At 71.6% G+C, this 17,280-nt stretch carries 14 protein-coding genes; 8 read left to right on the top strand and 6 right to left on the bottom strand.

The annotated features are described in order from the left end of the window. Positions 1–19: 19 nt before the first annotated feature. Entirely contained in the window at positions 20–538 is a 519-nt protein-coding gene (locus tag ACFVXJ_RS23310; RefSeq protein WP_389664398.1) for a DUF4245 domain-containing protein, read from the bottom strand. 226 nt (positions 539–764) lie between these two features. Here ACFVXJ_RS23310 and glpX point away from each other — a divergent pair, with 226 nt between their 5' ends. Beyond that, positions 765–1,796: a class II fructose-bisphosphatase gene (gene glpX / locus ACFVXJ_RS23305; protein WP_136213856.1), complete on the top strand. Its 1,032-nt coding sequence runs from the start codon at positions 765–767 to the stop codon at positions 1,794–1,796. A 97-nt stretch (positions 1,797–1,893) separates the two neighbouring features. Here the strand turns inward: glpX and ACFVXJ_RS23300 are convergent, their stop codons facing one another. Beyond that, the gene (locus ACFVXJ_RS23300) at positions 1,894–2,292 is read right to left on the bottom strand and encodes a WhiB family transcriptional regulator (protein WP_389664297.1); all 399 of its coding nucleotides are present in this window, start codon (positions 2,290–2,292) and stop codon (positions 1,894–1,896) included. A 181-nt stretch (positions 2,293–2,473) separates the two neighbouring features. After that, on the bottom strand, positions 2,474–3,163 hold the full coding sequence (locus ACFVXJ_RS23295) for a DUF1707 domain-containing protein (protein ID WP_389664296.1): 690 nt from the start codon (positions 3,161–3,163) through the stop codon (positions 2,474–2,476). Between the two features lie 179 nt (positions 3,164–3,342). Here ACFVXJ_RS23295 and ACFVXJ_RS23290 point away from each other — a divergent pair, with 179 nt between their 5' ends. Together ACFVXJ_RS23290 and ACFVXJ_RS23285 are read left to right on the top strand one after the other, a co-directional pair. Then, a complete protein-coding gene (locus ACFVXJ_RS23290; RefSeq protein ID WP_389664294.1) occupies positions 3,343–5,010 on the top strand; it encodes a fumarate hydratase in 1,668 nt (555 codons plus the stop codon). Positions 5,011–5,170: 160 nt separating this feature from the next. Next, a complete protein-coding gene (locus tag ACFVXJ_RS23285) occupies positions 5,171–5,962 on the top strand; it encodes a glycerophosphodiester phosphodiesterase (RefSeq protein WP_389664293.1) in 792 nt (263 codons plus the stop codon). A 70-nt stretch (positions 5,963–6,032) separates the two neighbouring features. Here the strand turns inward: ACFVXJ_RS23285 and ACFVXJ_RS23280 are convergent, their stop codons facing one another. Further along, positions 6,033–7,562, bottom strand: a complete 1,530-nt coding sequence (locus ACFVXJ_RS23280; RefSeq protein ID WP_389664291.1) for a ricin-type beta-trefoil lectin domain protein — start codon at positions 7,560–7,562, stop codon at positions 6,033–6,035. Positions 7,563–7,669: 107 nt separating this feature from the next. On the opposite strand from ACFVXJ_RS23280, the gene ACFVXJ_RS23275 reads away from it, so the two are divergent. The 3 genes from ACFVXJ_RS23275 to ACFVXJ_RS23265 all read left to right on the top strand — a co-directional run bounded on the left by ACFVXJ_RS23275 (position 7,670) and on the right by ACFVXJ_RS23265 (position 12,329). Beyond that, entirely contained in the window at positions 7,670–9,085 is a 1,416-nt protein-coding gene (locus ACFVXJ_RS23275) for a class II fumarate hydratase (protein ID WP_389664289.1), read from the top strand. Positions 9,086–9,188: 103 nt separating this feature from the next. Then, positions 9,189–9,965 carry a DUF402 domain-containing protein gene (locus ACFVXJ_RS23270; protein WP_389664287.1) on the top strand — a complete coding sequence of 259 codons (777 nt, stop codon included), beginning with the start codon at positions 9,189–9,191 and terminating at the stop codon, positions 9,963–9,965. A 228-nt stretch (positions 9,966–10,193) separates the two neighbouring features. Then, positions 10,194–12,329 carry a SpoIIE family protein phosphatase gene (locus ACFVXJ_RS23265; RefSeq protein WP_389664285.1) on the top strand — a complete coding sequence of 712 codons (2,136 nt, stop codon included), beginning with the start codon at positions 10,194–10,196 and terminating at the stop codon, positions 12,327–12,329. A gap of 124 nt (positions 12,330–12,453) precedes the next feature. Here the strand turns inward: ACFVXJ_RS23265 and ACFVXJ_RS23260 are convergent, their stop codons facing one another. After that, positions 12,454–14,739 (bottom strand): transglycosylase domain-containing protein, encoded by a 2,286-nt coding sequence (locus ACFVXJ_RS23260; protein ID WP_389664283.1) that lies wholly within the window; start codon positions 14,737–14,739, stop codon positions 12,454–12,456. 242 nt (positions 14,740–14,981) lie between these two features. Between ACFVXJ_RS23260 and ACFVXJ_RS23255 the strand changes: the two genes are divergently transcribed. Next, positions 14,982–15,926: an SPFH domain-containing protein gene (locus ACFVXJ_RS23255; RefSeq protein ID WP_389664281.1), complete on the top strand. Its 945-nt coding sequence runs from the start codon at positions 14,982–14,984 to the stop codon at positions 15,924–15,926. Beyond that, the gene (locus ACFVXJ_RS23250; protein ID WP_389664279.1) at positions 15,923–16,213 is read left to right on the top strand and encodes a hypothetical protein; all 291 of its coding nucleotides are present in this window, start codon (positions 15,923–15,925) and stop codon (positions 16,211–16,213) included. The genes ACFVXJ_RS23255 and ACFVXJ_RS23250 overlap by 4 nt, the downstream gene beginning before the upstream one ends. A gap of 72 nt (positions 16,214–16,285) precedes the next feature. On the opposite strand, the gene ACFVXJ_RS23245 is transcribed toward ACFVXJ_RS23250, so the two are convergent. Beyond that, positions 16,286–17,254, bottom strand: coding sequence for a hydrogen peroxide-inducible genes activator (locus tag ACFVXJ_RS23245; RefSeq protein ID WP_389664278.1), 969 nt, complete (start codon positions 17,252–17,254; stop codon positions 16,286–16,288). Between the last annotated feature and the right edge of the window lie 26 nt (positions 17,255–17,280).

The following is a 17,280-nucleotide window of genomic DNA, read 5'->3' as shown; positions in this document are numbered from 1 at the left end:
TTCGCACGTCCGCGGCGGCCTACCGGCCCTGCTTGAACTCCAGCGCCGCCGCCAGCGCGCCCAACTGCTCGTAGGAGGCCGTCCCCGTCACCACCGTGACGTGGCCCTGCTCCTGCCGCACGAGCGCGTCGTACTTGTCGCCGTCCCAGCGCTCCCAGTCCTGGTCGCCGATCCGCTGCGACTGCCCGGTGGGCTTGGCCTGCCGGGTCACCGTGCCGATGTTCTTGGCGGACGCGTCGCTGGACTGCTCGACCGCCACGTACTGCTTGTCCGGATCGAGGAAGCCCAGGTGCCAGGCGTTGGCGTTCTTGCGCTCGTACGACACCGACGTCGCCCGCCACTCGGCCGGCAGACCCACCGGCGCGGCGACCGGGTACGGCGCCGCGCGCCGGGCCGTCGCCGTCTCCACGCGGTAGTCGACCACGTGCGTCGGGTCGGCGTTCTCGTCATGCGGGACGAACATGTAGATGCCCGCCACGACGACGCCGATCACCGCCAGCGACCGGACCATGTCCCAGACCGTCTGCTTGCCCTTCATACCTGCCACGGCTCCATAGTCCCGTACGCGCGGGAGCGATCACCGCCGGGGTAGGGCGCGGCGTGCCGACGTAGCCGCCGGCCAGGGCGCAAGATGTCCGCTCAGGCCAACACCCTGACCGATATTCCGCTCATACGTGACCCGCTCTGCTCAATATGTCGACGTACCGATAGAGTTTCCAGCACCCTCACATCCCGGCCGTCGTCGTACAGAAAGGTGCGCTCCGATGACCGAGCACAACCTGCCGCCCCAGCTCGAAGTCTCCCCGGAGGCCCCCGACCGCAACCTCGCCCTGGAACTCGTCCGGGTCACCGAAGCCGCCGCCATGGCCGCCGGCCGCTGGGTGGGCCGCGGCGACAAGCTCGGCGCGGACGGCGCGGCGGTCAACGCCATGCGCACCCTGATCTCCACCGTCTCGATGAACGGCGTCGTCGTCATCGGCGAGGGCGAGAAGGACGAAGCGCCGATGCTCTTCAACGGCGAACGGGTCGGCGACGGCACGGGCGCCGAGGTCGACATCGCCGTGGACCCGATCGACGGCACCACCCTGAACGCCAAGGGCATGCCGAACGCCATCGCCGTCCTGGCCGCCGCCGACCGCGGCACCATGTTCGACCCGTCGGCGGTCTTCTACATGGAGAAGTTGGTCACCGGCCCCGAGGCCGCCGACTTCGTCGACATCAACGCGCCCGTCTCGGTCAACATCCGCCGCGTCGCCAAGGCCAAGAACATGGCCGTCGAGGACGTCACCGTGGTCATCCTGGACCGCCCCCGCCACGAGGGCATCGTCAAGGAGATCCGCGAGACCGGCGCCCGGATCAAGTTCATCTCGGACGGCGACGTCGCGGGCTCGGTCATGGCGGTGCGCGAGGGCACCGGCGTGGACCTGCTCCTCGGCATCGGCGGCACCCCCGAGGGCATCATCTCGGCCTGCGCCATCAAGTGCCTGGGCGGAACCATCCAGGGCAAGCTGTGGCCCAAGGACGACGCCGAGCGCCAGAAGGCCATCGACGCCGGCCACGACCTGGACCGCGTCCTGCACACCAACGACCTGGTGTCCGGCGAGAACGTCTTCTTCGTCGCCACCGGCATCACGGACGGCGAGCTGCTGCGCGGCGTCCACTACCGCTCGGAGACCGCGACCACGTCCTCGCTGGTCATGCGGTCGAAGTCGGGCACGATCCGACAGATCGACTCCACCCACCGCCTGTCGAAGCTGCGCGCGTACAGCGCGATCGACTTCCACCACGCGCGGTAGGAGCGTGCGGCCGGCGGGCAACGCGCGCGAGGGGCGGTCCTCCCGGTGGAGGACCGCCCCTCGCGCGTGCTGTCCGCTCACGTTCCTTCGGGCGGGGTCATCCCGCGGCGGCGACCGGTCCCACGCCACCGCCCTGGCGCAGCTCCGCGGCCCGGCGCCGCCGCCGGCCCAGGAGGACCCGCCGCTCGGCGGCGGTCAGGCCGCCCCACACGCCGTAGGGCTCGGGCTGGAGCAGCGCGTGCTCCCGGCAGGCGACCATCACCGGGCAGCGCGCACAGACCCGCTTGGCGGCCTCCTCGCGGGCGAGCCGCGCCGCGGTGGGCTCCTTGGAGGGCGCGAAGAACAGTCCCGCCTCGTCCCTGCGGCACACCGCCTCCGCATGCCAGGGGCCGTCCTCTTCCCTCGCCGGCACCCGCGGCTTCGGCACTGCGGCCGGACGCGCGTGGAGAGTCTTGACGTCGGCTACCTGCAGGGACTGATGCGGCGGATGCGGCACGGTCTACTCCTGACGACGTATACGCGAGCGAGAGACGATGCGTCTGTCCCTACCCGCTGTGCGTGCCCCTAAGCACTGCGTGCCGCGCGTCGGCCGCTCCGGCGAACTTCGACCGAAACGCGTCCCTCCGCTCCCACGCGTGTCGCCCTCGGGGGCCGCTCGCGGTGGTCCGGGGCCGGGTTCAGCCGTCGAGCCGCTCGTGTCGCTTGGCCGCGAGGTCGGTCACCCGGGCGCCGCGCTTGGGTCGGGCCTCGATGTTGCCGAGCAGCGCGAAGCCGCGCACGATCACCACCGGCGCCTGCGGGTCGGCCGCCGCGACGCCCTCGTCGGTCACCTCGAAGTTGCCGAGCACACCGCCGCCGTAGCCGCGGAGCGTCACGTTCTCCGGGACGACGATCTCGACGTTGCCGAGGACGCAGCTCACGTTGATCTCGGTGACCCGCTGCTCGAACACGGCCTCGGTGAGGTCGAGGGAGACGTCACCGAGGACGGAGACCGCGCGGATCAGCGCGCCCGGACGCCAGCGGCCCTTGCGGGTGGCGGAGCTGCAGACGGCCAGGACCGTCTCGGCCTCGGCGCCCACCGACCCGCCGACCGGCACGACCGGCGCGGGCGGCGCGCCCGTCGCGGGGAGCCAGGCGCCGGCGTGGGCCGCGGGCAGGTCGCGTACGAGCACGTCCAGTTCGCCGACCGTCTTGACGGCGTACAGGGTGTCGAGGCGGTCGGAGTGCTCCTCGGCGGTCAGCCGACCCTCGGCGAGCGCGTCGGCGAGGAGCTGCGCGATCCGGTCCCGGTCGGCGTCGGAGGCGCGCAGGCCGGCCGGGGGAACGGCGGGCACGGCAGGGGCGGCGGGGTGCTTTTCCAGGTCCACGCCGCCAGCATAGCCAAACACGATAGATCGCGATACTCCCCGCCGGGGACGTGCCGAGCCCACGATCCCGGGCCAGTGAGCCTTACCTCACAGACACAGCCGTCCGGCGAGGTCCTACGCTTGAGGACTGCGCTGCCAATTGGTCGTCAGCGCTGTCTGCCGAGTGAGGAATGGCCACGATGCCGGAGTTCGCGTACACCGACCTGCTGCCCTTGGGCGAGGACACCGCCCCCTACCGGCTGGTGACCTCCGAAGGCGTCTCCACCTTCGAGGCCGACGGCCGTACGTTCCTCAAGGTCGAGCCGGAGGCGCTGCGCAAGCTCGCCGAAGAGGCCATCCACGACATCCAGCACTTCCTGCGTCCCGCGCACCTCGCGCAGTTGCGCCGGATCATCGACGACCCCGAGGCGTCCTCGAACGACAAGTTCGTCGCCCTCGACCTGCTGAAGAACGCGAACATCGCGGCGGCCGGCGTGCTCCCCATGTGCCAGGACACGGGCACCGCGATCGTCATGGGCAAGCGCGGCCAGAACGTGCTGACGGAGGGCGGCGACGAGGCGGCACTCTCGCGCGGCATCTACGACGCGTACACGCGACTGAACCTGCGCTACTCGCAGATGGCCCCGCTCACCATGTGGGACGAGAAGAACACCGGCTCGAACCTGCCCGCGCAGATCGAGCTGTACGCGACCGACGGCGGCGCGTACAAGTTCCTCTTCATGGCGAAGGGCGGCGGCAGCGCCAACAAGTCGTTCCTGTACCAGGAGACCAAGGCGGTCCTCAACGAGACCTCCATGATGAAGTTCCTGGAAGAGAAGATCCGCTCGCTCGGCACGGCGGCCTGTCCGCCCTACCACCTGGCGATCGTCGTCGGCGGCACCTCGGCGGAGCACGCGCTCAAGACCGCCAAGTACGCCTCCGCGCACTACCTGGACGAGCTGCCGACCGAGGGCTCCGCGCTGGGCCACGGCTTCCGTGACCTCGACCTCGAACAGCAGGTCTTCGAGCTGACGCAGAAGATCGGGATCGGCGCCCAGTTCGGCGGCAAGTACTTCTGCCACGACGTGCGCGTGGTCCGACTGCCGCGGCACGGCGCGTCGCTGCCGGTGGCCATCGCCGTCTCCTGCTCGGCCGACCGCCAGGCCGTCGCGAAGATCACCGCCGAGGGCGTCTTCCTGGAGCAGTTGGAGCGGGACCCGGCGCGGTTCCTGCCGGAGACCACGGAGGAGCAGCTCGCCGAGGACTCGGACGTGGTCTCCGTCGACCTGAACCAGCCGATGGAGACGATCCTCGCGACCCTCACCCGGCACCCGGTCAAGACCCGGCTGTCGCTGACCGGCCCGCTGGTCGTGGCGCGCGACATCGCGCACGCCAAGATCAAGGAGCGGCTGGACGCGGGCGAGGACATGCCGCAGTACCTCAAGGACCACCCGGTCTACTACGCCGGCCCCGCCAAGACCCCCGAGGGCTACGCGTCCGGCTCCTTCGGCCCCACCACGGCCGGCCGCATGGACTCCTACGTCGAGCAGTTCCAGGCGGCGGGCGGCTCCAAGGTCATGCTGGCCAAGGGCAACCGCTCGCAGCAGGTGACGGACGCCTGCGGCGCGCACGGCGGCTTCTACCTCGGCTCGATCGGCGGCCCGGCGGCCCGCCTCGCGCAGGACTGCATCAAGAAGGTCGAGGTCCTGGAGTACGAGGAGCTCGGCATGGAGGCGGTCTGGAAGATCGAGGTCGAGGACTTCCCGGCCTTCATCGTCGTCGACGACAAGGGCAACGACTTCTTCCAGAACCCCGCCCCGGAGCCCACCTTCACCCACATCCCGGTCCGCGGCCCGGGCCTGGGCTGAGCTGCCGCCGCCCGGCCGTACCGCGCCCCGCCCGGATCGATCCGGGCGGGGCGCGGGCGTACACGCCGCCGCCCGTCCACCGCGCCGGGTCGGGCCTCGGTTAACTTCGGGGTGACAGGGAGGCACCTTCCCGTTCACCCCGGTTCGCAAGGATTCCCGTATGACTGTGACGTCCTCCCTCCGCACCGGTCGCACGCCGCGGATCATCGCCCACCGCGGGGCCTCCCACGACCACCCCGAGCACACCCTGGCCGCGTACCGGCAGGCCGTCGAGGACGGGGCCGACGCGTTGGAGTGCGACGTGCGGCTCAGTGCGGACGGGCGGTTGGTGTGTGTGCACGACCGGCGGGTGGAGCGGACCTCGGACGGGCGCGGGGTGGTGTCCGCCATGACCTACGAGGAGTTGGCCGCGCTCGACTTCGGCCGGTGGAAGGGCGAGGAGCACCGAGGGGCGCGGGTGCTGCTCTTCGAGGACCTGCTCAAGGAGGCGCTGGGCGCAGGCCGGCCCGTCGGGTTGGCCGTGGAGACCAAGCACCCCACCCGCGCCGGTGGCCGGCTGGAGGTCGAGTTGGTGCGGGTGCTCAAGGAGCACGGGCTCGCCGGCGGCGCCGACGGCCTGGTCGAGGTGATGAGCTTCTCGCGGACCGCCCTGACCCGGTTGCACCGGCTGGCGCCCGGTCTGCCCGCCGTCTACCTGATCGAGCGGCGGCTGCGCCCCGCGCGCCCGCCGTTCGCCGGGCACGCCGGTCCGGGTATCGACCTCGTACGCCAGGACCCGGGCCTGGTGGGCCGGTTGCAGGCCAAGGGGCTCGCGGTGCGGGTGTGGACGGTGGACGAGCCGGAGGACGTGGAGCTGTGCCTGCGCCTGGGCGTGGACACGCTGATCACCAACCGGCCCCGGCAGGTGCGGGAGCAGGTGGAGGCGCTCCGGGGCCGCGGAGCGCACCGGTAGGCACACCCGGCCGGGGACCGGCCGGGTGTGAGGGGGTATGGGGTGTGGGGTGTGGGCCGTGCGGGGCGGGTCAGACGAAGCGCTGGTTGGGCGAGCCGTTGCAGGTCTGCAGCCGCAGCGGTTCGTGCGGGGCGGCGACGGTCAGGCACATGCCGGTGGCGGCGGCGGGGCGCAGGGTGGCGCCGTCGCGGACGAACTGCTGGTTGGCGCCGCCGTGGCAGTTGTAGATGATCAGGGCGGTGCCGTTGCCGTAGTTGGCGCCGGGGGCGTCCAGGCAGCGGTCCTGGGTCAGTTCGGTGTGCAGGGCCTTGCGGGCGGTGTCGTACCACCAGCCCTGGTTGCGGCCGCCGTGGCAGTCCCAGCCCACGACCTTGGTGTCGTTGGCGCTGGAGCCGCCGAAGGTGTCGAGGCAGTTGCCGGTCGCCTCGTTCTTCAGCGGCTGGTAGAGGGAGTCCCAGGCGCCGGCGGTCAGGACCGGGGTGCCGGTGCTCGCCGGGTCGGCGCAGGACGCCTCGCGCAGACCGGAGTCGTAGAGCTGGGTCAGACAGGACGCGAAGGCGCCGTGGCCGCGGTAGTTGGGGTGGAAGGACTGCCGGGCGGTGTTCTCGTCCCACGGGAAGTGGTCCCCGAGGTCGAGGTAGAGGCCGCGGGCCCAGGCGTCCTCCATGCACACCTCGTGGCCGTGGAAGAGCCGCGAGTCGTCCAGGTAGGTGGCACCGGAGGCGAGGGCCGCCTCGCGCATGCCCTTCTCGAAGGTGGGCACCGCGTAGTTGCGGCCCCAGGCGGCGTCGGAGTCGTAGCCGGCGCAACCCCCGGGGAGCTTGCCGGGGAAGTTCGGGTTGTCGTTGAAGTCGGGGCCGATGGGGCTCGGGTAGCCCATCACGACCAGCTTGTAGTCGGAGTCGGCGTAGCCGGCGTCGCGCATGACCGTCTTGAGGTCCGCGACGGTCGCCTCGACCTTGGGCTTGAGGCCGTCGACCCGGGCCTGCCAGCCGGGGCCGTACTTGGGCTCGCAGGTGCCCTGGCTGAGCACCCAGCGGGTGACGCAGTCCGTCATGACGGGGCCGAACTGGAGGTCGTCGTTGGCTCCGGCTACCAGCAGCACCATCTTGATCCGGGTGTTGCGGGCCTTGATGGCCAGGCTGTCGCTCTGCACCAGTTCGTCGGGGTACTGCTTGCTGCCGCCGATGCGGATGTTTCCGGTGTAGCCGCCGGAGCAGGCCGCGTTGAAGGTGAAGTCGGCGGGGATGCCCGTGCGGTGGATCGCCGAGTCGGGCGAGCGGTGGCACTGGTTGGTGGACGTGTTGGTGGCGGGGTCGTAGTTCCCGACGCCCTCCCCCGAGATCTCGCTGTCGCCGAGCGAGATCAGGCCGGTTTTGCGGTCGGCGAGCGGGCGGATGGCCGGGTCACCGTAGATCTTGGTGGCCTCGGCCGCCCGGACGGCTTCCAGTTCGGGCGAGAGGGGGGTGACCGCCGGTCCGGCGACGGGTGCCGCCTGGGCCATGGGGGTGATGGCGGTGACGCCCCCGAGGGCGGCCGCGATCGCCGCGACGGCGGCGAAGGTAGATCTGAGCCTGGGTTTCGTACGGGCACGTGCCATGAACGCCTCCCCGATATCGGTGTTACCCCCGGTATTTACTGGCCGGTAGGGGAGTTGGGAACACTTCGAACAAGACAATTGCTCAACTTTTTGAGGAGGTCATCGACATGACGGACGACCGGCAGGAAACGGACGGCCCCGAGGGGTACCGGATCGAGCACGACTCCATGGGCGAGGTCCGGGTCCCCGCGCACGCCAAGTGGCGGGCCCAGACGCAGCGCGCGGTGGAGAACTTCCCCGTCTCGGGACATCGGCTGGAGCGGGCCCACATCGCCGCGCTGGCCCGGGTGAAGGCCGCGGCCGCCGTGGTCAACGCCCGGCTCGGCGTGCTGGACGAGGATGTCGCCGAGGCGGTGCGCGCCGCCGCCGAGGAGGTGGCCGAGGGGCGCTGGGACGAGCACTTCCCCGTAGACGTGTTCCAGACCGGGTCCGGGACCTCGTCCAACATGAACACCAACGAGGTGATCGCCACGCTGGCGAGCGAGCGGCTCGGCCGCCCGGTGCACCCCAACGACCACGTCAACGCCTCGCAGAGTTCCAACGACGTCTTCCCCTCCTCCGTGCACATCGCGGCGACCGCCGCCGTCACCGGCGAACTGATCCCGGCACTGGAGCACCTCGCCGCCGCGCTGGAGCGCAAGGCCGCCGAGTTCGCCGAGGTGGTCAAGGCCGGACGCACGCACCTGATGGACGCCACCCCGGTCACCCTGGGGCAGGAGTTCGGCGGGTACGCGGCCCAAGTACGCTACGGCGTCGAGCGGTTGCGCGCGGCCCTGCCCCGGCTCGCCGAACTGCCCCTGGGCGGGACGGCCGTCGGCACCGGGATCAACACCCCGCCCGGGTTCTCCGCCGCGGTGATCGCGGAGGTGGCCGCCGTGACGGGACTGCCGTTGACCGAGGCGCGGAACCACTTCGAGGCCCAGGGCGCCCGGGACGCCCTGGTGGAGACCTCGGGGATGCTCCGTACGCTCGCCGTCTCGCTCACCAAGGTCTGCAACGACCTGCGCTGGATGGCCTCGGGTCCGCGCACCGGATTGGCCGAAATCAATCTCCCGGATCTCCAGCCGGGGTCCTCGATCATGCCGGGGAAGGTCAATCCGGTCATCCCGGAGGCCGTCCTGATGGTGGCCGCGCAGGTGACGGGCAACGACACCGCCGTCGCCGTGGCGGGGGCGTCCGGCAACTTCGAGCTCAACGTGATGATCCCGCTGATGGCGCGGAACCTGCTCGAATCGATCCGGCTGCTGGGCAACGCGAGCCGGCTGCTGGCCGACCGGACGGTGGACGGGATCACCGCCAACGCCGAGCGGGCCAGGGAGTACGCGGAGTCCTCGCCCTCCGTGGTGACCCCGCTGAACCGCTACATCGGCTACGAGGAGGCCGCCAAGGTGGCCAAACGGGCCCTCGCGGAACGCAAGACGATCAGGGAAGTCGTACTCGAATCCGGCTACGTCGACCAGGGCGCGCTCACCCTTGACCAGTTGGACGAGGCATTGGACGTACTCGGTATGACCCGGCCCTGAAGAGTGCCGGGGACGGGGTCCGGTTTCGGTCGTTTCCCTTCCCCGGGCAGGTCCGTGACCTGCGCCGCGGCACAAGCACGGGCCCCCGCCCTAAGATCTGCGCATGACAGGTACCGGAGGCCGCGGGGACGGCGTCGCACACGGCCCCGCGCTCGGCGCGGCGGACGGGCCCGCGGGCGGGATCACGGCCGGGATCGCGGGCGGGCCCGCCGACGGGGTGCCGCGGCCGCGCTGGGCGCCGGGGGAGCAGATCCTCTGGCGCTACCGCGACCACGCCCCGGGGCGGGGCGGCCCGGTGCACATCTGCCGGCCGGTGACGGTGGTGCGCGACACCGACGAACTGCTGGCGGTGTGGATGGCGCCCGGCACCGAGTGCGTGAAGCCGGTGCTCGCCGACGGCACCCCGGTGCACGCGGAACCCCTGGCCACCCGCTACACGGCGCCGCGGACCACCGTACGCTCGCGCTGGTTCGGGGCGGGCGTGCTGAAGCTGGCCCGGCCCGGTGAGCCGTGGTCGGTGTGGCTGTTCTGGGAGCGGGACTGGCGGTTCAAGAACTGGTACGTGAACCTGGAGGAGCCCCGGACGCGGTGGTCCGGCGGTGTGGACTCGGTGGACCACTTCCTCGACATCGCCGTCTATCCCGACCGCAGTTGGGTGTGGCTCGACGAGGACGAGTTCGCGCAGGCCCGCCGGGTCGGGTTGGTGGACGCGGCGCTGGCCCACCGGGTGCGGGAGGCGGGCCGCGCGGCCGTGGAGGTGGTCAAGGAGTGGGGTCCCCCGTTCCGGGACGGCTGGCGGGATTGGCGACCCGATCCACGATGGCCGGTTCCGGTTCTGCCCGAGGACTGGGACCGCACCCCCGCGCATATGACGTCATGAGACCCTTGATGCGCCCCCGGGGTGCGACCGTAGGATCGTCCCCCGCCGGGTCGGACATCCGTAATCGACGCGCCGCACAGGGGACTTGGGCCGGACCGACGCGAGGTGAGGTAACGAGCGGGACGCGGAACCTCGGGGCGGTGGTGCCCCTGCCGCTGAGCGGGTATACCGCGACTGAACCGAGTTGAGTGCAGCGCACATCGAGCGCAGACGGACGGAAATCCACGCGTGACGGAGTACCCCACCTCCCAGGAGGGCCCGCAGCCCGTCGCCTCCGGCGGAGGTACGGATGACGCCGGCCACGGCAAGGCCCCGATCGTGGCCGCCGAGGCCGTGCGCACGCATGCGCAGAACACGGCCGGGGACCCGGACGGCGCCCGCGCGCCCGGCCGGTCCGCCGAACTGCCCCGGCCCCGGGGCGGCGGGAGCGGCCGGCCGGCCGTCGACGGGGCGTCCGCCCCGGGCGGCGCGGGCGCGGCCGACGGCGGCGCCGGCGGTGCGGGGAGCCTCGTGACCGGCGGTCTGGTACCGGGCGGCCCCGTGGCGGGCGGTCCCGTACCGGGCGGCGGGACGGCGGATGCCGGCACCGCGCGCCGCGAAGGCGACCGGCTGCGCTTCGTCGGCGCGGCCACCCGCAGGATCGCGCGCGGCATCGACCTCGACGAGATCGTGCTCGGCCTGTGCCGGGCCACCGTGCCGACCTTCTCCGACGCCATCCTCGTCTACCTGCGCGATCCGTTGCCGGTCGGTGACGAACGTCCCGTCGGCCCGGTCGTCTTAAGGCTGCGTCGCACCGACCGGCTCCGGCCCCTCGACGACCTGACGGGCGGCGACTTCGCCGGAGCGGGTGGTTCGGGCGCGGCCGGCTCCGGCGGCTCCGGCGGGGAACTCGATTTCAGCCGGCTCCCGCTGGTCGGCCCGCAGGGTGACCTGCCCGCCGCCGAGCTGTGCGAGATCCGGCCGGGCGGCCCGCTCGCCGAGGTGCTGCGCGGCGTCCGCCCGGTGTTCGGGTCCTCCGTCGCCGCGAAGGACGCCCTGTCGGAGCTGCTGGGCGGCGACCATCCCGTACCGCGCGGGCAGCGGGCCATCCTCGCGCCGCTGCGCGGCCGCCGCCGGGTGATCGGCGCGGCGGTGTTCCTGCGTACCCCGGAGCGGCCCGCGTTCGAGACCAACGACCTGCTGGTCGCCGCGCAGTTGGCCACGCACACCGCGCTCGGCATCGACAAGGCGGTGCTGTACGGCCGCGAGGCGTACATCGCCGACGAACTCCAGCGCACCATGCTGCCCGACAGCCTCCCCCAGCCCACCGGGGTGCGCCTCGCCTCCCGCTACCTGCCGGCCGCCGAGACGGCCCGGGTCGGCGGCGACTGGTACGACGCCATACCGCTGCCCGGCAGCCGCGTCGCGCTGGTCGTCGGTGACGTCATGGGCCACTCCATGACCTCCGCCGCGATCATGGGGCAGCTCCGCACCACCGCGCAGACCCTGGCGCAGTTGGACCTGCCGCCCGCCGAGGTCCTGCACCACCTGGACGAACAGGCCCAGCGCCTGGGTTCCGACCGGATGGCGACCTGCCTCTACGCGGTCTACGACCCCGTCTCGCACCGGATCACCATCGCCAACGCCGGCCATCCCCCGCCCGTGCTCCTGCACCTGGGCGGGCGCGCCGAGGTGCTGCGCGTACCGCCGGGCGCACCCATCGGCGTCGGCGGTGTGGACTTCGAGGCGGTGGAACTGGACGCCCCGGCGGGCGCCACGTTGCTGCTCTACACCGACGGGCTGGTGGAGTCCCGGCTGCGCGACGTCTGGACCGGCATCGAGCAGCTGCGGGAGCGGCTGGCCACCACCGCGCAGTTGACCGGCGTGGATCACCCGCCGCCCCTGGAGGCGTTGTGCGACGACGTGCTGGACATGCTCGGCCCCGGTGACCGGGACGACGACATCGCGCTGCTCGCGGCCCGCTTCGACGGGATCGCGCCCAGTGACGTGGCGTACTGGTTCCTGGACCCGGAGGAGACCGCTCCCGGCCGGGCCCGCCGCCTCGCCCGCCGGGCGCTGGCCCGTTGGGGTTTGGAGGAGCTCCAGGACTCGCTGGAGCTGCTGGTCAGCGAGGTGGTGACGAACGCCGTCCGGTACGCCGAGCGGCCGGTGACCCTGCGGCTGCTGCGCACGGACGTGCTGCGCTGCGAGGTCGGCGACGACTCCCCGCAGTTGCCCCGCCAGCGCCGGGCCCGGGAGACCGACGAGGGCGGCCGCGGCCTGTTCCTCGTCAACCGGATGGCCCGCAGGTGGGGCGCCACCCGGCTGAGCAGCGGCAAGGTCGTCTGGTTCGAGCTGACACTGCCGCGCGGCGACGTGGGCTGAGCCGCCCCGGCCGGCGACACGGCCGGCACCTGACCGCCGGTACCTCACCGCCGATACGACACCGCCGATACGACACCGCCCCGCGACGATCACGTCGCGGGGCGGTGTCCGTTTCACCGGGCCGTCAGGGCTGGCGCTGCTGCTGCTCCTGCGCCGGCGGGAAGATGAACGACTTCGTCGGATCCGGGCCCTTCGTCGGGTCCTTCGTCGGCTTGGTCGGATCGGCCGTCTTCGTCGGGTCCTTGGTGCGGCCCGTCGGGTCGATGCTCTTCGTCGGGCTCGTGGTGGCCGTCGGCGACTTGGTGTTCCCCGAGGCCGTGGCGGTCGGGCTCGCGTCCTTGGTGGGGGCGGCGCTGCGGGTGGGCGCCGGGACCGGGCCCATGTCCGCGTCCGACAGGTCGAACTCGTCCGTGCTCACCCCGCCGAGGACGGAGGTGGTGTACGCCTTCCAGATCTCGGCGGGGAAGCTGGAGCCGCCCGCGCGGCCACCGCCGGCGGTACCGGTCAGGGTGACCTGGCCGTGGGTGTTGGGGTCCTCGCCGAACATCGCGACGACCGTGACGAGCTCCGGGGTGTAGCCGGTGAACCAGGCGGCCACGTTGGACTCGGTGGTGCCGGTCTTGCCCGCGGCCTGGTAGACGTCGCTCTTCACGGCCCGGCCCGAACCGTCGGCGACGACGCCGGTGAGCACCTTGGTGACGGTGTCGGCGGTCTTGCGGCTGAGGACCTGGCTGCCGATCGGGCTGCCCGGGTTGTACTGGGCGTCCTTGCGCTCGGCCTTCTTGATGATGGTGGGGGTGACCTTCTTGCCGTGGTTGTCGAAGGTGGCGTAGACGCCGGCCATCTCCACGGTGTTGGCGCTCATGGTGCCGAGCGACATGGCCGGCTTGTCCTCGGGCCAGCCGTCGCGGTCCTTCATGCCGAGGGCGAGGGCCTGCTTCTTCACGGTGGCCGGCTTGGCGTCCACGATCATCTGGGCGTAGACGGAGTTCACGGAGGAGTTGGTGGCCTCCTGGACCGTGAGCATCGGGTCGCCGTAATTGGCGTCGTCCTGGTTCTGCGGGGCGAAGGGCACCGAACTGCCGACGACGGGGCGCTTGCTGGTGCCGTCGTAGAGGGTGTTCGGGGTGATCTTGCGGCCGTCCTGGGTGGTCGCCCCGGTCTCCAGCGCGGTGGCCAGCACGACCGGCTTGAAGGTCGAGCCGGGCTGGAAGTCGGTGCGCAGCGCGTTGCTGTCGTACTTCTCGCTCAGCCCCGTGCCGCCGTACATCGCGACGATCGCGCCGGTCTTCGGGTCCACCGAGGTGGCGCCGGCCTGCACGCTCTGGTCCTGCGGCCGCTCCTGCACGTCCTTGCGCTTGAGCTGGGACTCCAGCTTGTCCTGGACCGCCTTCTCCATGGCGGCCTGCTTCTTCTTGTCGATGTTGAGCGTGAAGGTCCAGCCGCCGGCCGCGATCTGCTCGTCCTTGATGCCGTGCGCGTTCAGCTCGGCGTTGGCGGCCTGGATCAGGTAGCCCTTCTGCCCGTCCATACCCGGCGCGGGCTTGGGCTTGATGGGCTCCTGGAGCTGGATCGTCTTGCGCTTGGCGGGGTCCAGCTCGCCCATCTCGACCATGTTGTCGAGGACGGCGTTGAAGCGGACCATCACCAGGTGCCGGCCGTTGGGGCCCGCGAACGCCAGGTCGTACTGGCTGGGGGCCTGGATGACGGCGGCGAGGTAGGCGCCCTGCGCGAGCGTGAGCTTGTCGGCGTCGACGCCGTAGAAGGCCTGGGCGGCGGCCTGGATGCCGTAGGCGTTGCGGCCGTAGAAGTTGGTGTTCAGGTAGCCGGCGAGGATGTCGTTCTTCGACATGCGCTGGTCGACCTTGATGGCGATCACCAACTCGCGCAGCTTGCGGGTCGCCGACTGGTCCTGGGTCAGGTAGTAGTTCTTGACGTATTGCTGGGTGATCGTCGAGCCGCCCGCCGTGCCCTTGCCGCGGGCGGTGTTGAACAGGCCGCGGGCGACGCCCATGACGTCGACGCCGCTGTCCTTGTAGAAGGACTTGTTCTCGATGGCGATGAACGCCGTCCGCACGTCTTCGGGGATCTTGTCGATCGGGACGATGACACGGTTCTTGTCTCCCGTGCGCGCCATGATCGAGCCGTCGGCGTACTTGTAGGTGTTGCTCTGGAGCACGGCGTCGCTCCTGGGGTCCGGCGGGTCCACCAGGAAGTAGGCGGCGAACGCCCCGGCCACCAGGAGCAGGATCATCCCGAAGAACGCGCCGAGGATCTTCTTCCAGGTGAAGAAGCGGCGTATGCCGGTGCGTTTGCCGGCCGCCTTGCCCGCGCGCCCGTCTGAGCGCCCGCTCGGCGCTTTCCGCGCACCGCGCTGCTGCTGCGCCCGTCGCGCCTCTGCTCGGCTCATCGCTCCCGCTCCGCTCGATTACCCCCCCGACGTCAGCTCAAAAAACTAACACCGCAGGCTGTGACAAAGGTTGGCTAACCCTGATCAAATCCGGTCATTTCGGACGTGAGAATCAGCACCCACACCACTGGAACCGACGCTCAGAAGGCCCGAAGGGTTGCGGCGGGCGTAAAAAGTGCTATCACTTTGCTAGAACGTTCGGCCGATCACGACCGAACATCACCGACAAACGGGGGCAGACCATGACCACTTCATCGGCGACGGAATCGGACGCCATCGACGCGTCTCCCGCCGTATCCCCCACCGTGATACGGGAGTTCACCGCGCACAGCATCGGCGGCGGCCCGGCGCTGCTGCTCGGTCTCGCCGGCCTCGTGGCCGGTACGGGCCTGGTGGTCCTCGGTTCGATGACGGGGGTCGACGCCCTCAAGGTGGCGCTGGTCGCGGCCGGCGTGCTGCTGGACATCGCGGCCGTCTTCGCGATGAGCGGGCTGAACACGGTGGCGCCCGGGCAGGCCCGCGTCGTACAGCTCTTCGGCCGCTACCGGGGGACGATCCGGACGGAGGGTCTGCGCTGGGTGAACCCGCTCACCTCCCGCGAGAAGATCTCCACCCGCGTCCGCAACCACGAGACGAACGTCCTCAAGGTCAACGACGCGTACGGCAACCCGATCGAGCTGGCGGCGGTCGTGGTGTGGCGGGTGGAGGACACGGCCCGCGCGGTGTTCGAGGTCGAGGACTTCACCGAGTTCGTGGAGACCCAGACCGAGACGGCCGTCCGGCACATCGCCATCGAGTACCCCTACGACGCCCACGACGAGGGCGGCCTCTCGCTGCGCGGCAATGCCGAGGAGATCACCCGCAAGCTGGCGGCGGAGCTCTCCACCCGCGTCGAGGCGGCGGGCGTACACATCATCGAGTCCCGCTTCACGCATCTCGCGTACGCTCCCGAAATCGCCTCCGCGATGCTCCAGCGCCAGCAGGCGGGGGCCGTCGTGGCGGCCCGCAAGCAGATCGTCGAAGGAGCGGTGGGCATGGTGGAGCTGGCCCTGACCCGCCTGGCGGAGGAGGAGATCGTGGACCTGGACCCGGAGCGCAAGGCATCCATGGTCTCGAACCTGATGGTGGTCCTGTGCGGTGACCGCGCGGCCCAGCCCGTCCTCAACACCGGGACCCTCTACCAGTGAGTCCCGCCGGCGACGCGCCCCGCTCCGGACCCGGCCCGGCCGGGGAGTCGGAGCGGGGCGCGCGCGGGGGGCGCCAGGCGCGCAAGCAGGTGCTGCTGCGGCTGGACCCGCAGGTGTACGAGGCGCTGGCGCGCTGGGCGGGCGACGAGCTGCGCAGCGCGAACGCCCAGATCGAGTTCCTGCTCCGCCGCGCCCTGTCCGAGTCCGGTCGCCTCCCGGGCGGTGTCGCCCCCATTCCACCGCGCGGCCGGCCGCCGAAGCCGTCGGACCAGGACGCGTCCGACTAGAAGGCGTCCCGGTCCGCGCGTCAGTCGGACAGTCGGGCACTCCGGCACTCCGGCACTCCGGTGGGCAGTCCGTCAGTCCGTCAGCCACACGGGGAGCGGGCGGACCGCCTCGCGCAGGGAGGCGGCGATGGCGGTGAACTCCTGCTGTCGCGCCGTGCCGGTCCGCATGGCCAGCGCGATCCGCCGCGAGGGGGCCGGCTCGGCGAAGTACCCGGTGGCCAGGTGCTCGTTGCGGGCCGTCTCCAGGCGCAGTGCCGTACGCGGCAAGAGCGTGACCCCGAGCCCTCCGGCCACCAGTTGCACGAGCGTGGAGAGCCCGGCGGCGGTGGTGGTGACGTCCGCGCCCGCCGTGCGCCCCGCCTCGCGGCAGATGTCGAGCGCCTGGTCCCGCAGGCAGTGGCCTTCGTCGAGCAACAGGAGCTGCAACTCCCGCAGTTCCTCGCGGGGGATGTCCTTGCGCCCGGCGAGCGGGTGCTCGCGGGGCGCGAGGAGGACGAAGTCCTCGTCGAACAGCGGGAGTTCGGTGACACCGGGGACGCCCAGCGGCACCGCGAGCAGCAACAGGTCGAGCCGCCCGGCGGCCAGCCCCTCCAACAGCGAGGCCGTCTGCTCCTCGTGCACCTGGAGGTCCATCCGGGGGTAGCGGCGGTGGAACAGCCCGAGCACGGTGGGCAGCAGGTACGGGGCCACGGTGGGGATCACGCCGAGCCGCAACACCCCGGTGAACGGCGCGCGCACCGCCTCGGCCTCCTCCAGCAGTCCGCCCATCGCGTCGAGCACGGCCCGCGCCCGGGCGGCGATCCGCTCGCCGGCCGGGGAGAGCAGCACCTTGCGGGTGGTGCGCTCCAACAACTGCACGCCGAGGGCCTCCTCCAGGGCGGAGACGGCCCCGGACAGCGCCGGCTGGCTCATCCCGATCGCCGCGGCGGCGTCCCGGAAGTGCAGGTGTTCGGCGACGGCCGCGAAGGCGCGCAGTTGCGCGAGCGTCGCCTGCCGGGCCGCCCCGTTCTTGGGCCCGAGCTTCGCTCCCCTATTACCCATAGCCACTGATAGGCACCTCCGATCAC

It is taken from the genome of Streptomyces sp. NPDC058279, assembly GCF_042881255.1.
Classification (GTDB): Bacteria; Actinomycetota; Actinomycetes; order Streptomycetales; family Streptomycetaceae; genus Streptomyces.
The sequence above is the reverse complement of the archived record's forward strand: the minus strand, read 5'-3'. Positions and strand labels throughout refer to the sequence as shown.

Excerpts from the sequence above, each read along its gene's own strand:
- ACFVXJ_RS23310 (WP_389664398.1), bottom strand. The coding sequence starts at position 538 with ATGAAGGGCAAGCAGACGGTCTGGGACATGGTCCGGTCGCTGGCGGTG.
- ACFVXJ_RS23290 (WP_389664294.1), top strand. The coding sequence starts at position 3,343 with ATGCCGGAGTTCGCGTACACCGACCTGCTGCCCTTGGGCGAGGACACC.
- ACFVXJ_RS23270 (WP_389664287.1), top strand. The coding sequence starts at position 9,189 with ATGACAGGTACCGGAGGCCGCGGGGACGGCGTCGCACACGGCCCCGCG.
- ACFVXJ_RS23280 (WP_389664291.1), bottom strand. The coding sequence starts at position 7,562 with ATGGCACGTGCCCGTACGAAACCCAGGCTCAGATCTACCTTCGCCGCC.
- ACFVXJ_RS23255 (WP_389664281.1), top strand. The coding sequence starts at position 14,982 with ATGACCACTTCATCGGCGACGGAATCGGACGCCATCGACGCGTCTCCC.
- ACFVXJ_RS23275 (WP_389664289.1), top strand. The coding sequence starts at position 7,670 with ATGACGGACGACCGGCAGGAAACGGACGGCCCCGAGGGGTACCGGATC.
- ACFVXJ_RS23260 (WP_389664283.1), bottom strand. The coding sequence starts at position 14,739 with ATGAGCCGAGCAGAGGCGCGACGGGCGCAGCAGCAGCGCGGTGCGCGG.
- glpX (WP_136213856.1), top strand. The coding sequence starts at position 765 with ATGACCGAGCACAACCTGCCGCCCCAGCTCGAAGTCTCCCCGGAGGCC.
- ACFVXJ_RS23285 (WP_389664293.1), top strand. The coding sequence starts at position 5,171 with ATGACTGTGACGTCCTCCCTCCGCACCGGTCGCACGCCGCGGATCATC.
- ACFVXJ_RS23245 (WP_389664278.1), bottom strand. The coding sequence starts at position 17,254 with ATGGGTAATAGGGGAGCGAAGCTCGGGCCCAAGAACGGGGCGGCCCGG.